The organism is Streptomyces sp. NPDC005492, assembly GCF_040605995.1.
Taxonomy (GTDB): Bacteria; Actinomycetota; Actinomycetes; order Streptomycetales; family Streptomycetaceae; genus Streptomyces.
In genome coordinates this window covers 39,859-53,180 of record NZ_JBEXDX010000038.1, presented here as the reverse complement: position 1 = coordinate 53,180, position 13,322 = coordinate 39,859, and the positions used below count along the sequence as shown (strand labels likewise).

General features: G+C 70.6%; 11 protein-coding genes and 1 pseudogene. 6 read left to right on the top strand and 6 right to left on the bottom strand.

Features of this window, described 5'->3' with window-relative positions:
- Positions 1 to 81 precede the first annotated feature (81 nt).
- Positions 82 to 657, top strand: coding sequence for a TetR/AcrR family transcriptional regulator (locus ABZT04_RS35320; RefSeq protein WP_356061633.1), 576 nt, complete (start codon positions 82 to 84; stop codon positions 655 to 657).
- A gap of 59 nt (positions 658 to 716) precedes the next feature.
- On the opposite strand, the gene ABZT04_RS35315 is transcribed toward ABZT04_RS35320, so the two are convergent.
- Together ABZT04_RS35315 and ABZT04_RS35310 are read right to left on the bottom strand one after the other, a co-directional pair.
- Positions 717 to 2,027: an FtsX-like permease family protein gene (locus ABZT04_RS35315; protein ID WP_356061630.1), complete on the bottom strand. Its 1,311-nt coding sequence runs from the start codon at positions 2,025 to 2,027 to the stop codon at positions 717 to 719.
- 3 nt (positions 2,028 to 2,030) lie between these two features.
- Positions 2,031 to 2,813: an ABC transporter ATP-binding protein gene (locus tag ABZT04_RS35310; RefSeq protein ID WP_356061627.1), complete on the bottom strand. Its 783-nt coding sequence runs from the start codon at positions 2,811 to 2,813 to the stop codon at positions 2,031 to 2,033.
- Positions 2,814 to 3,017: 204 nt separating this feature from the next.
- On the opposite strand from ABZT04_RS35310, the pseudogene ABZT04_RS35305 reads away from it, so the two are divergent.
- The 4 genes and pseudogenes from ABZT04_RS35305 (at position 3,018) to ABZT04_RS35290 (ending at position 5,920) form a co-directional block, all read left to right on the top strand.
- Positions 3,018 to 3,698, top strand: a pseudogene (locus tag ABZT04_RS35305) (ABC transporter permease).
- A complete protein-coding gene (locus tag ABZT04_RS35300; RefSeq protein ID WP_356061623.1) occupies positions 3,695 to 4,366 on the top strand; it encodes an ABC transporter permease in 672 nt (223 codons plus the stop codon). Before ABZT04_RS35305 ends, ABZT04_RS35300 begins: the two are co-directional and overlap by 4 nt.
- Positions 4,363 to 5,301 (top strand): ABC transporter substrate-binding protein, encoded by a 939-nt coding sequence (locus tag ABZT04_RS35295; protein WP_356061620.1) that lies wholly within the window; start codon positions 4,363 to 4,365, stop codon positions 5,299 to 5,301. The genes ABZT04_RS35300 and ABZT04_RS35295 overlap by 4 nt, the downstream gene beginning before the upstream one ends.
- 40 nt (positions 5,302 to 5,341) lie before the next feature.
- Entirely contained in the window at positions 5,342 to 5,920 is a 579-nt protein-coding gene (locus ABZT04_RS35290) for a hypothetical protein (protein ID WP_356061617.1), read from the top strand.
- 15 nt (positions 5,921 to 5,935) lie between these two features.
- On the opposite strand, the gene ABZT04_RS35285 is transcribed toward ABZT04_RS35290, so the two are convergent.
- Positions 5,936 to 7,090 (bottom strand): betaine/proline/choline family ABC transporter ATP-binding protein, encoded by a 1,155-nt coding sequence (locus ABZT04_RS35285; protein WP_356061614.1) that lies wholly within the window; start codon positions 7,088 to 7,090, stop codon positions 5,936 to 5,938.
- A gap of 148 nt (positions 7,091 to 7,238) precedes the next feature.
- Here ABZT04_RS35285 and ABZT04_RS35280 point away from each other — a divergent pair, with 148 nt between their 5' ends.
- Positions 7,239 to 10,352 (top strand): family 78 glycoside hydrolase catalytic domain, encoded by a 3,114-nt coding sequence (locus ABZT04_RS35280; protein ID WP_356061611.1) that lies wholly within the window; start codon positions 7,239 to 7,241, stop codon positions 10,350 to 10,352.
- Here the strand turns inward: ABZT04_RS35280 and ABZT04_RS35275 are convergent.
- From ABZT04_RS35275 to ABZT04_RS35265, 3 genes are read right to left on the bottom strand one after another with little or no spacing between them, the layout of a single operon-like run.
- Positions 10,325 to 10,993 (bottom strand): LUD domain-containing protein, encoded by a 669-nt coding sequence (locus ABZT04_RS35275; RefSeq protein ID WP_356061608.1) that lies wholly within the window; start codon positions 10,991 to 10,993, stop codon positions 10,325 to 10,327. The two genes, ABZT04_RS35280 and ABZT04_RS35275, sit on opposite strands and share 28 nt — an antisense overlap.
- A complete protein-coding gene (locus tag ABZT04_RS35270) occupies positions 10,990 to 12,477 on the bottom strand; it encodes a LutB/LldF family L-lactate oxidation iron-sulfur protein (RefSeq protein WP_356061604.1) in 1,488 nt (495 codons plus the stop codon). Before ABZT04_RS35270 ends, ABZT04_RS35275 begins: the two co-directional genes overlap by 4 nt.
- Positions 12,474 to 13,253 carry a (Fe-S)-binding protein gene (locus tag ABZT04_RS35265; protein WP_356061601.1) on the bottom strand — a complete coding sequence of 260 codons (780 nt, stop codon included), beginning with the start codon at positions 13,251 to 13,253 and terminating at the stop codon, positions 12,474 to 12,476. Before ABZT04_RS35265 ends, ABZT04_RS35270 begins: the two co-directional genes overlap by 4 nt.
- Between the last annotated feature and the right edge of the window lie 69 nt (positions 13,254 to 13,322).

Here is a 13,322-nt window from a genome sequence, read left to right as displayed (position 1 = left end):
CTGTCACCCTCGACCGGGCCGCCGCGCAAGCGTGTACACCGATCGGTTTCCTCTCGGCCTCCGGCGCGGTAACCTCGCACTATGGCCACCACGACAGACAAGGCGTCCCCCCGAGACCGGCTGCTCGACGCGGCGGCCGAGCTGTTCTACCGCGACGGCGTCTCCATCGGAGTGGAGGCGCTGTGCCGGTCCGCCGGCGTCTCGAAGCGGTCGATGTACCAGCTCTTCGACAGCAAGGACGAGGTCCTGGCCGCGAGCCTTGAGCGGCGCGCCCCCGGGTACGCGGCGCGGCTCACCCCCGGCCCGGACGACGCCGGTACGCCCCGCGAGCGCATCCTCTACGTCTTCGAGCAGGCGGAACAGGCCTCGACCGAGCCCGACTACCAGGGCTGCGCCTTCCTCGCCACGCTGGTGGAGCTGAAGGACCCGGCGCACCCGGCGAGCGTGGTCGCCCGCACCGCCAAGGAGGCGTTGCGGGACGCCTTCCGCGCGCAGGCCGAGCTGGGCGGCGCGCGCGATCCCGAGCTGCTGGCACGACAGTTGATGCTGATCTTCGACGGTGCGAGCGCCCGTGCCGGTGCCAAGGTGGAGACGCTGGACGACGGGCTGACGACGGAGACCGTGCGGGTGCTGCTGGACGCGGCGGGCGTGAAGTAGAAGCAAGCACGCGGCGGGGGCGGCCGCCGTAGCGACCGCCCCGGTCCGACCGGCTCTGCTCACGCGGCCAGGGCCACCGACTCCACCGCAGGCGTGCGCAGCACCCGCCGTGCCGTCAGCAGGCTGGTCCCCAGCGTCACCGTGGCCGCCACCGCGACGACCGCCAGCCAGATCCCGAGCCCCTGGTGCGGCAGTACCGATTCCGTGCGGACCACGGTGAAGGGGACGATCCCGGCGAGCGCGGCCACCGTGCCGGACACCACCCCGGTCACCGTGAGGATCGCCGTCTCGGTGCCCACCGTGCGCAGCACCTGCCCCGGAGTCGCGCCCGCCAGACGCTGCCCGCCGAACTCCCGGGCGCGGTAAGTCGTCTCCGCGTACAGCGAGTTGACCAGCATCACGCAGACGAAGACCACGATGATCCCGACGACCGTGAGGTTGAGCGTCTCCAGGTTCTTCGCGTCCACCGACTTCGCCAGGCCCGAGTCCCGCACGGCGTCGCTCTCCACCGCCTGCATGTACAGGGTCGCCGTGGCCACCGCCGTGAACAGGATCAGCGACATCAGGATCCCGGCGAGCCGATCGGCCCGCTCGCGCAGATTCCGGACGGCCAACCAGCCGCTAGCGCCTGCCAGTTGGAGCCGGTCGAGCAGTCCCTTCAGCAGCCGTGGCGCCAGCAGGGCCAGCCCCACCGACAGCAGGATCGCCCCGTACGCCGGTGCCGCCATCAGCGCCGCGTCCGTCGAGGAGAAGGCGAACGTCGCCGTGATCGATCCAACTCCCGCGACGAGCGCGGCGTAGGCGAGGAACGTCCGCGCCCGGCCCCGCTGCCGCTGCCCGCGCGTCGCCCGCCGTACGGCCAGGAACGCTGCGCCCGCCGCGGCGAGCAGCGTGATGCCGAGGCCCGATTGCAACGCGAAGGGACCGAAGGAGTAGTCGACGGACCGCGCGACCTGACCGCTGTCCTGGAACACCCCGAGCAGCGCCCGTCCCCCCAGCATCGCCGGACCGACGGCGAGCACCGCGCCCACCAGGGCGACGGCCACCGCCTCACCCACGACCATCCGCTTGAGCTGCGCCGGAGTCGCCCCCGAACAGCGCAGGGTCTCCAACTCCCTTGTGCGCTGCCGGACGTTGACCGTGAGGGTGGAGGCGACGGCGAAGAACACCAGCAGGGTGCCGTAGCCGCCGACCACGCTCGCCGACGTCGACAGCGTCTCGGCGCTGACCGAATCGATGCCCGACTGCGCAGCCGTGTCGTGCAGCGAGTTGAACGTCATGATGATCGCCGCGCCCAGGAACGCGGCCAGCAGGGTCGCCAGGAACCGCCCCGGACGCTGCCGGATCGAACGCATCGCCAGTACGAACATCGCTCACACCCCCACCGTCACGTCGTCACCCAGGTGCGCCAGCCGCTCGGCGACCGCGTCGACCGTCGGCGCGTGCATCCGGCCGGCGATCCGGCCGTCCGCGAGGAACAGCACCGAGTCGGCGTACGAGGCCGCGACCGGGTCGTGCGTCACCATCACCACGGTCCGCCAGTGCACCCGCACCGCCTCCCGCAACAGCAGCAGCACATCCCGTGCGCTGCGCGTGTCCAGGGCGCCGGTCGGCTCGTCCGCGAAGATCAGCCGGGGTTCGGCGACCAGCGCGCGGGCGATCGCGACCCGCTGCCGCTGACCGCCGGAGAGCTGGTCGGGCCGGTGGCCGAGCCGGTCGCCGAGACCGACCGACGTCAGGACCTCCCGGACCCGCGCGCGATCGACCCGCCGCCCGGCCAGCTTCAGCGGCAGCACGGTGTTCTGCGCGACGGTGAGCGTGTCGAGAAGGTTGTACTGCTGGAACACGAACCCGATCCGCCGGCGCCGGAACCTGGTCAGCTCCGCCTCGCTGCCGCCCGTCAGCTCCGCGCCGTCGACCATCACGATCCCGGCGTCCGGCCGGTCCAGCCCCGCCGCGCACTGGAGCAGCGTCGACTTCCCGGACTCCGAGGGCCCCATCACCGCGGTGAAGGAACCGCGCTCCAGGCTCAGCGTGACCCCGTCCAGGGCGGTCACCGCGCTGTCGTCATGGCCGTAGGTCCGACTCACCTTGACCAGCCGCAGCGCCTCGGCGGCGGGTCCCTTGTCATGCGTCCGTCGTGCGGTGCGAAACATCGCCATCACCCTCTGTGCGGCACGCCCTGTGCCTCGCCGAAGACGCTACGGAGCGGGCGGGTGGCGCACATTGGGCGCAGAACCCGTATCGAGGGGTGTACTCAGCGACACCCCGGTGGTCGGGCACCCACCGGAACCCCTGACCGACGCCCGTACGGGTCACCAGAACGGGCCGCGCCCCGGCCCACCCGATGCAATGGGGACGTGACCGCGCCCCCGGACGACTGCCTCGCCCGCAACGAGTGGATCTGCGGCGAGTATCTGAGCACCCGCCGCCACATCCTTCTCGACGCGGTCGTCCAGCACCTCCAACTGACCGCGATCTCCGTGCTGATCGGTCTGGCCGTCGCGCTGCCGCTCGCGGTGCTGGCCCGCCGCTGGGGGTGGGCCGCGGGACCGGTGCTCGCGGTCACCACGATCCTCTACACAATCCCGTCACTGGCGATGTTCTCGTTGCTCCTGCCCGTCTAAGGACTGTCGGCCACCCTCGTCGTCGCCGGACTCGTCCTCTACTCGCTCACCCTGCTCGTCCGCAACATCCTCGCGGGCCTGCGCGCCGTACCCGAGGAGACCCGACAGGCCGCACGCGGCATGGGCTACGGCCCGATCCGCCTCCTCCTCACCGTGGAACTGCCCCTCGCGCTGCCCGCCGCGATGGCCGGTCTGCGCATCGCCACCGTCTCGGCGGTCTCGCTGGTGACGGTCGGGGCGATCGTCGGCTTCGGGGGACTCGGCAACCTCATCTACGCGGGCATGAACACCTACTTCAAGGCACAGGTGCTCACCGCGTCCGTGCTCTGTGTGGTGATCGCCATCGCGGCCGACCTGCTCCTGCTGCTCGTGCAACGGCTGATCACCCCATGGACCAGGGCGGTCCGCGGATGAGCACCCTCACCGACGCCTGGCACTGGCTCACCGACTCCGCCCACTGGTCCGGCGACGACGGCATCTGGCACCGGCTCGCGCAGCACCTCGTCCTCACCGTCGTCTGCCTGGTCATCAGTTGCCTGATCGCGCTCCCGGTCGCGCTCGTCCTCGGCCACCTCGGCAAGGGCGGCGCGCTCGCCGTCAACATCTCCAACATCGGCCGCGCGGTGCCCACCTTCGCCGTGCTGGTGCTGCTGCTCCTGACCCCGGTCGGCAAGTGGGGCGAGGGGCCCACGGTCGTCGCCCTCGTCCTGTTCGCCGTACCGCCCCTGCTCACCAACGCCTACGTCGGCATGCGCGAGGTCGACCGCAGCATCGTGCGGGCCGCGCGCGGCATGGGGATGACCGGGCGGCAGATGCTGTTCCGCGTCGAACTGCCGCTCTCCCTCCCGCTGTTGATGAACGGCGTCCGGATCGCCGCCGTCCAGCTCGTCGCGACCGCCACCATCGCCGCGCTCGCGGGCGGCGGCGGACTCGGCCGCATCATCACCGCCGGCTTCAACCTCGCCAACACCGCACAGGTGGTGGCCGGAGCCCTGCTCGTCGCCGTGTTCGCGCTGCTCGTCGAGGGCGTCTTCGAGGCCGCCGAACGGCTCGTGCCCCGGTGGGTGAGGGGAGCGCGATGAGGCGACAACTCGCCGCGGGAGTACTGCTCCTGGCGATCACCGGCTGCTCGACCGGCCCCTCCCTGGAGAACCAGGGCGCCGTCACCGCACCGCCCGGCGACAGCCACCACCTCACCATCGGCTCCGCCGGATTCACCGAGAGCGACCTGCTCGCCCAGATGTACGCACTGCTGCTGAACCACGCCGGATACAAGACGTCCCTGCTCACCGTCGCCAACCGCGAACTCTACGAACCCGCCCTGGAATCAGGGCAGATCGACGTCGTGCCCGAGTACGCGGCCACCTTCGCCGACTGGCTCAACGCCAAAACCAACGGCCCCGACGCACCGGCCGCCGGCTCACCCGACCTCACCGCCACGATGAAGGCGCTGCGCCAACTGGCCACGCCACGCGGGCTGACCGCGCTGGCCCCCGGGAAAGCCGTCGACCAGAACGCCTTCGCGGTCGCCCGGTCGTACGCCCGCGAACACCACCTCAAGACCCTCAGCGACCTCGGCGCCTCGGGACTGAAGGTGCGGCTCGCGGCAGGCGACGAGTGTGTGCAACGGCCTTACTGCGCACCGGGGTTGAAGAAGACCTACGGCATCGGCATCACCGCCGTCGACCCGAAGGGCGTCGGCACCACACAGGCCAAGAGCGCCGTCCAGAACGGCCAGGACCAGATGGTGCTGACCACCACGACCGACGCCACCCTCGACCAGTTCGGGCTGGTCCTCCTAGCCGACGACAAGCATCTCCAGAACGCCGACTACGTCGTCCCGGTCGTCAACCGCTCCCGCGCGGGCAGCACCGGCGTGACCCGGGCACTGGGCCGACTCAACGACGTGCTGACCACGGCCGACCTGGCGTCGATGAACCAGCAGGTCGACAATTGGCGGCGGTTGGCGCAGGACGTGGCGCGGACCTATCTGAAGGACAAGGGCCTCCTGAAGTGAGGTTCGGGGGATTGTCAGTGGTGGCTTGTACCGTGCGGGCATGGGTGTCTATCTGATCGATGTCGGTGGGGAAGAGTGGCTGAGCGAGGACGCTGGGGAAGGGGGGATGGGCGCGATCGCCAAGGGCCTCGACGCGGAGCTGACCCGGCGCGGACTGCCGCCGTACGGGTCGGTCCCGGAGCGGGACTTCGGTTCGGCGTTCGAGGAGAAGCTGAGCCCGTCCATGCGGGGGTTCGACGCACTGTGTCGTGCCCAACTCACTCCTGCGGAGCGGGAGTTGATCGTCGGCTGGACGGTGCTGGTGCCGGTCTCGCTCGATGAGGAGATACGTCTGCCGATCGGCTCCGCGTACACGGACGAGACGGTGATCGCGGGCGCACCCCAGGTCCTGGCCCTTGCCGAACGGCTGGCGGCGGCACTCGAACTGCCCGCCGAGATACCGGAGTCGGCCGGGAACCTCGCCCTCACCTTCTGGTTCCTGGAGGGCGAGGCGGAGGAGCTGGCCGCCGCCCGCCCCGGCCGCTGGAGCGAGGACCTGGACACGACCTTCTACGTGGCCCTGTACCTGCGCGCGGCCCAGCACTCCCTGCGACTCGGCTGCCCCATCACCTTCAGCTGAGCCGCGACTCGGTCCTCAGGCGTCCGCCACCGAGTCGAAGTCGACCTGTCCACGGGACACTCCGAGCGCGTCCGCGTCCACGGACCGTCGTAGTGCCTCGTGCAGTTTCGCCGGGGTCAGCACACCGAGGAAGCGTGCCCCGTCCAGCACGGCGACCCAGCCGGCGTCGTGCTGGAGCATCACTCCGAAGGCCTGCTTCAAGGGGGCACCGACCGGCACCCAGGCGTTCATCCGGTGGGCGAGGCGACCGACCGTGCCGCCCGCCGCGAGTTCGTCGGCCTTGACCCACCCCTGGAGTTCACCCTGCCCGTCAAGGACCACCGCCCACCTGGCGCCCTCGACCCGCAGCCGCTCGGCGGCCCGCTCCGCCGGTTCCTCCAGCCGGACGACCGGCGGCTGCTCCAGGTCGTCGGGCTCGATCTCCGTGACCGACAGCCGCTTCAGACCCCGGTCCGCGCCCACGAACTCGGCGACATACGGCGTGGCCGGCATGCCGAGCACCGCGCCGGGGGTGTCGAACTGCTCGATCCGACCCTGCCCGTACACGGCGATACGGTCGCCGAGCCGTACCGCCTCCTCGATGTCGTGCGTGACCAGCAGCACCGTCTTGCGCACGGCGGCCTGCATCCGCAGGAACTCGTCCTGCAACTGCTCCCGCACCACGGGGTCGACCGCGCCGAACGGCTCGTCCATCAGCAGCACCGGCGGATCGGCGGCCAGCGCCCGGGCCACCCCGACGCGCTGCCGCTGCCCGCCCGAGAGTTGGTCCGGATAGCGCGGCCCGTACGTCTTCGGGTCCAGGCCCACCAGATCCAGCAGCTCGGCGGCCCGGGCCCGCGCCTTCGCCCGCTTCCAGCCGACCAGGGACGGCACGGTCGCCGTGTTGTCGAGGATCGTGCGGTGCGGGAAGAGGCCCACCTGCTGGATGACGTAGCCGATACGGCGACGCAGCCGCACCGGGTCGACACCGGCGATGTCCTCGCCGTTCACGAAGATCCGGCCCGAGGTGGGTTCGATGAGCCGGTTGACCATCATCATGGTGGTCGTCTTGCCGCAGCCGGACGGGCCCACGAGCGTGACGAGTTCGCCCTCGGACACCTCGAAGGACAGCCCGTCCACGGCCGTCGTACCATCCGGATACCGCTTGCCGACCTGCTCGAACCGGATCATGCCCTCACGCTAGTGGCACCGCTCCCGCACCGCCCTTCAACGGCGTCCCACCGGCTGGTGACGTGGACCTGCCGCCCCTGAAATGATGCGAGACCATCGCACCTCAGCGGCACCACTCCACCTCCCGGCGGGCCGAAGGGACAGCGGCATGAACGACGGAGACGACGGAACGGCCCGCGACGGCAAGCTGCGCCGCCGCACGCTGCTCACCACGACGGCCCTGAGCGTCGTACCGGCGGCGATGGCGGGCGGGAACGGCGCCGGGGGAGGCGCCCCGGCCGGCACCACCGTGTCGGACCTGACCGTCGAACACCGCACCGACCCGCTCGGCGTGGACGTGGCACACCCAAGATTCGGCTGGCGCACGGTGTCCGCCGCGCGGGGCCGGCGCCAGACGGCGTACCGCATCCGGATGGCCTCCTCGGCCCAGCACCTGGTGGACGGCCGGCCCGACGTCTGGGACAGCGGTCGCGTCGACTCGGCGGACTCGGTCGCCGTCCGCTACGAGGGAGCCGACCTGCGCGCCTCGACCCGCTACCACTGGACGGTGACGGTCTGGGACGAACACGGCCGCGCCGTGCACGCCACGCCCTCCGCCTGCTTCGAGACCGGCCTGCTCAGCACCGACGGAGTCACCGGGTGGGACGGCGCACGGTGGATCGCCATGACCGGCAAGCGGCCGAACACCGCGGGCGCACCCCTCCTGCGCCACCAGACGGCACTGACGGGCGGCCAGGTCCGCGAGGCCCGCCTGTACATGTCCGCGCTCGGCGTCTACGAGGCCCACATCAACGGCCGCAGGGTCCCAGTGCCCCAAGACGGCGGCACCACCCACGAGTTGCTGACACCCGGCTGGACCAACTACGACACCACCGTCAACTACTTCACCTACGACGTCACGGACCTGCTGACGGACCCCTCACAGGTGACCCTCGCCGCCGTGCTCGGCAACGGCTGGCACAACGGCCGCGTCTCCGAGAACAGCACCTATTACTCAACTGAGGGCAACTCCCTTGCCCTCAAGGCGAAACTCCTCATCCGGTACGCCGACGGCTCCACCCAGACCATCGTCACCACCCCCGACGACGATTGGCGCGCCACCGACACCGGCCCCTACCGCACCGACGACATCTACGACGGCCAGTCCTACGACGCCCGCAAGGAACTCCCCGGCTGGACGGCGAACGGCTTCGACAACTCCGCCTGGACCACCGCCGAGGAACACCAACACCCCTTCCCTGATGCCCAGTTGGTCGCCTACCCCGGTGAGAGCGCCCGCCTGATGCCCGAGTGGGACCGCAAGCCGCAGTCCGTCACCGTCTACACGGGAGTCACGGACCGGGAGAGCAGCGCCAACGGCCGGGGCCGGATCGTCGTCGACCCCGCCCGCACGGTCACCGATCCGGTGCGGGCGGCCACCGTCTCCGTCACCCTGCACCCCGGCGACACCGCCGTCATCGACCTCGGCCAGATCCTCGTCGGCGTGCCCCGCTACACCCTGCGCGGCACGGCGGGCGCCCAAGTCGCCTTCAAACCGGGGGAGATGCTCAACGACGACAGTGCCGGCGCCGACGGACCCGTCGGCTCGGTCTACCGCGCGAACCTGCGCACCGCCGAGGCCACCAGCACGTACATCCTCAAGGGCGACCCGGCCGGCGAGACCCATGAGGACTCGCTGACCTTCTACGGCTTCCGGTACGTCTCCGTCACCACGACCGCGCCCGTGACCCTCGTCGCACTCACGGGCCGGGTGGCCACCTCCGCCCTCCGCGACATCGGCAGCGTCACCACCGACGACAACGACGTCAACCAGTTGATCAGCAACGTCCGTTGGGGCCAGCGCGGCAACTACCTGTGGGTGCCCACCGACTGCCCCCAGCGCGACGAACGTCTCGGCTGGACCGGCGACACCCAACTCTTCTGCGCCACAGGCCTGTTCAACACCGACGCGGTGCCCTTCCTCAGCCACTTCCAGGACACACTGATCGACTCGCAGCACACCTATGGTGCGGACAGGGCCCAGTTCCCTTGGGTCGCCCCGGGCCACCGCTACGGCCAGGCGTTGCCGGCCAGTGGTTGGGCGGACTGCGGGGTGGTCGTGCCGTGGACGGTGTGGCAGATGTCAGGCGACACCGCGATCATCGACCGCAGTTGGACGGCGATGAGCAGGTACCTGGACTGGATCCGGGACCGCACCGGCGACACCTACGCGGGCCAGGGCGCGATCTTCGGTGACTGGCTCGCCTTCCAGATCACCAGCACCCAGCTCATCAGCGACGTCTACTACGGCTACAGCGCCCGCCTGATGGCGGACATGGCCCGAGCCACCGGCCGCACCGAGGAGGCGGCCACCTACGGGCGCCTCTTCACTCACATCAAACGGGCCTTCATCACCAAGTACTTCGCCACCGACGCCCTCACCGGACAGCTCACCGTCCGGTCCGGCCTCGGCGCCCCACCGCCCCACACCCCCGGCAACAGCGCGGGCAAGACCGAGGACGACACCCAGACCGCCCTGCTCTGGATCCTCAAACTCGGTTTCTACGACACGGAGTCGCAGCACCGCCAACTGGTCACCCTGCTCGCCGACAACATCGGCAACAGCCCGGCCCACAAGGCGGCACACCCCGACAGCACCCGTGTCGAGTACGCGGAGAACACCCTCTCCGTGGGCTTCCTCGGCGTGAACGTCATCGCGCCCGTCCTCACCGACGAGGGGCGCGTCGACCTGGCGTACCGGCTCCTCCACCAGAACGCGATGCCGTCCTGGCTGTACTCGGTCGCCAACGGCGCCACCACGGTGTGGGAGCGCTGGAACTCGTACTCCACGGAGGACGGCTTCGGACCCATCGACATGAACTCCTTCAACCACTACTCCTACGGCGCGATCACGGAGTGGATGTACGAGAGCATGGCCGGCATCGCCAGGGACCCCGAACACCCGGGCTTCAAGCACTTCTTCCTCCGCCCGCACGTCGACCCGACCGGGAGGATCACCCGGGTCAGCGGCTCGCACCTCTCGCCCTACGGCGAGATCGTCAGCGAATGGGCCGTGCGGGACGGGAAGTTGATGTACCGGGCGGCCGTCCCCGCGAACAGCACCGCGACCCTGCGCCTCCCCGCCACCGATCCGTCGACCGTGCGCGAGGACGGGACACCGCTGTCCGAGGCGCCGGGCGTCGAGTTCCTCGGCTTTGTCGACGGCACCGCGTCCTTCGAACTCCCCTCGGGACGCTACGAGTTGACGTCCACGCTCGCCTGACCGCCCACGACCACCACCTCCAGGGTGCGCGGCCCGTGCACCCCCTCGACCCGGTCCAGCTCGATGTCACTGGTCGCGGACGGACCGGAGATCCAGGTCAACGGGCGGGCCGGATCGAGGCGTTCGAGTGCCTGTGGCACGGAGGACACAACCTGGTCCGGCACGCGCACGACACAGATGTGGTGGTCGGGGACGAGCGTGATCCGGCGCCGACCTTGATCCGGGCCACCGTCCAGGACGATGGTCCCGGTCTCGGCGGCGGCCACCGCGCAGGCCGTGACCACACTGTCGACCCCGTCCAGTTCGTGCGGGGTGTTCTCCGCCCGGTCCGCGATCTGCTCGACCTCGGCCGCCGCGAGCCAGGACGGCTCCAGGCCCGGCGGTACGACGACCGTCCGCGAACCTCGTCCGGCGAGCAACTCGGCGATCGTGGCGGGCAGTTCGGCCTCCGTGCACCGGTGCACGATCGCCCGGTAGTCGGCCAGGTTCTCCGCGAGCAGGTCCACCGTCTCGGTGACGCTCCGGTTGCCGTGCTCGCGCAGATAGGCGCGGTCGACGGCCTGGTCGTAGGGCGTGTCGTCCCGTGGCACGTCCGCGAGGGCCCGCTCCACACGGCCCAGAATCCGTTCCCTGCTGCTCACTTGGCACCGTCCTTTCCGCCGTGCGTGCGCTGCCACCAGTCGCGGAACGGCTCCGCGGGTACGGGAGGCAGATCGCGGGTGCCGCTCCACGCCCGGCCGGGTCCTGGCAGGGTCCGGGGATGGAAGCGGCGGGTGCGCGAGGCGAGCCGCTGGCCGGTGCGCAGGGCGCCCGGGTGGGCGAAGGTCCAGCGCGCCGCCCGCATGGCAGCCCGCTCGGCGGCATGCCCCTTCGCCGGCCGCAGCACCACCTTGTTGCCCTCGCGGGTCACCGGGCCGCCCTCCACGACCCGTTCCCGCAGATGCACCAGCACCTCGGGGATGTCGATGGCGACCGGGCACACCTCGTAGCAGGCACCGCACAGCGACGAGGCGTACGGCAGCGAGGCATCGATCTCGCTTGCCGTACCCCGGAGTTGGGGGCTGAGGATCGCGCCGATCGGGCCCGGGTAGACCGAGCCGTAGGCGTGGCCGCCGGCCCGCTCGTACACCGGGCAGACGTTCAGACAGGCCGAGCAGCGGATGCAGCGCAGGGCCTGGCGGCCGACCTCGTCGGCGAGGGTGTCGCTGCGGCCGTTGTCGAGCAGGACCAGGTGGAAGGCGCGCGGGCCGTCGCCGTCGGTGGTGCCGGTCCAGGTGGAGGTGTACGGGTTCATCCGCTCGGCGGTCGAGGAGCGGGGGAGGGTCTGCAGGAACACCTCCAGGTCCCGCCAGGTGGGCACGATCTTCTCGATGCCGACCACCGAGATCAGTGTCTCGGGGAGGGTCAGGCACATCCGGCCGTTGCCCTCGGACTCGACGACGACGAGGGTGCCGGTGTCGGCGACCATGAAGTTGGCGCCGGAGATGCCGACCTTGGCGCGCAGGAACTTCTCACGGAGGTGCAGACGGGCCGCCTCGGCGAGTTCGGCGGGCGTGTCGGTCAGCCCGTCCGGGGCCGGGCGGCCCCACTCGCTCATCTCGCGGGCGAAGATCTCCCGGATCTCCCCGCGGTTGCGGTGGATCGCGGGGACCAGGATGTGCGAGGGCCGGTCCTTGCCCAACTGCACGATCAGCTCGGCGAGATCGGTCTCGTAGGCGCGGATGCCCTCCGCCTCCAGGGCCTCGTTGAGCCCGATCTCCTGCGTGGCCATCGACTTGACCTTCACGACCTCCGACTCGCCCGTCTCCTTCACGAGTTCGGTGACGATCCGGTTGGCCTCGTCCGCGTCGGCGGCCCAGTGGACGATGCCGCCGGCCGCCGTCACCGACTCCTCCAACTGGACCAGATAGCGGTCGAGATGGCGCAGCGTGTGGTCCTTGATCTGCTTGCCGGCCTCGCGCAGCGCGGCCCAGTCGGACACCTCCGCCACGGCCTTGGCGCGTTTCGCGCGGATCGTGTGGGTGGCGTGCCGCAGATTGCCGCGCAGGGTCTCGTTGTTGACGGCCTCGTGCGCGGCCACGGGGAAGGCCGGGAACGCGGGCATACCGACGAACGTGCCACTCATGCGCTCGGCACCTCTTCCGCTTCCGCTTCCGTGTCCGTCTCCGTCGCGGCCAGGATCTCCGCGATGTGCACCGGCCGCATCTCCGTGTGGAGCCGGGCCATCGTGCCGCCGATGTGCATCAGACAGGAGTTGTCCGCAGCGCACAGCACCTCGGCACCCGTCGACTCGGCGTTGCGCACCTTGTCGGCACCCATCGCCGCCGAGACGTCGGCGTTCTTCACGGCGAACGTCCCGCCGAAGCCACAGCACTCGTCGGCACCGGGCAGCTCGACCAACTCCAACCCCTTGACGGCCTGGAGCAGTTGGCGCGGCCGGTCGCCGAGACCCAGGCTGCGCAGCCCGTGGCAGGTGGGGTGATAGGTCACCTTGTGCGGGTAGTAGGCGCCGACGTCCGTCACCTTGAGCACGTCGACGAGGAACTCGGTCAGCTCATACGTCTTCGGCACCACCGGCGCCAGAGTGGCCGCGAGGCTGTCACCGCGCCCCTCCGCCCGGGCCCTCTCGCCCATCCGCGGATACAGCTCCCGCACCATCGCCCCGCACGACCCGGACGGCGTGACGATCGCCTCGTACTCCCCGAAGACATCGGAGAAATGCCGGGCCAGTGGCTCGGCCTCATGGCGGTAGCCGGTGTTGTAGTGCGCCTGCCCGCAGCAGGTCTGTGCCATCGGGAAGTCGACCTCGACGCCCAGCCTGGTCAGGAGTTTCACCACGGCGCGCCCGGTGTCCGGATAGAGCGTGTCGTTGACGCAAGTCAGGAACAGGGCGACACGCATCGCGGCTCCTTAGTGGTCGATCATCGGATGGGTGCAGCGTAGTCGGAGGTCACCGTCTGGGGGAGTCCC

Coding starts and splice junctions, on each gene's coding strand:
- ABZT04_RS35320 (WP_356061633.1), top strand. CDS start 82: ATGGCCACCACGACAGACAAGGCGTCCCCCCGAGACCGGCTGCTCGAC.
- ABZT04_RS35265 (WP_356061601.1), bottom strand. CDS start 13,253: ATGCGTGTCGCCCTGTTCCTGACTTGCGTCAACGACACGCTCTATCCG.
- ABZT04_RS35310 (WP_356061627.1), bottom strand. CDS start 2,813: ATGTTTCGCACCGCACGACGGACGCATGACAAGGGACCCGCCGCCGAG.
- ABZT04_RS35285 (WP_356061614.1), bottom strand. CDS start 7,090: ATGATCCGGTTCGAGCAGGTCGGCAAGCGGTATCCGGATGGTACGACG.
- ABZT04_RS35270 (WP_356061604.1), bottom strand. CDS start 12,477: ATGAGTGGCACGTTCGTCGGTATGCCCGCGTTCCCGGCCTTCCCCGTG.
- ABZT04_RS35290 (WP_356061617.1), top strand. CDS start 5,342: ATGGGTGTCTATCTGATCGATGTCGGTGGGGAAGAGTGGCTGAGCGAG.
- ABZT04_RS35300 (WP_356061623.1), top strand. CDS start 3,695: ATGAGCACCCTCACCGACGCCTGGCACTGGCTCACCGACTCCGCCCAC.
- ABZT04_RS35315 (WP_356061630.1), bottom strand. CDS start 2,027: ATGTTCGTACTGGCGATGCGTTCGATCCGGCAGCGTCCGGGGCGGTTC.
- ABZT04_RS35295 (WP_356061620.1), top strand. CDS start 4,363: ATGAGGCGACAACTCGCCGCGGGAGTACTGCTCCTGGCGATCACCGGC.
- ABZT04_RS35280 (WP_356061611.1), top strand. CDS start 7,239: ATGAACGACGGAGACGACGGAACGGCCCGCGACGGCAAGCTGCGCCGC.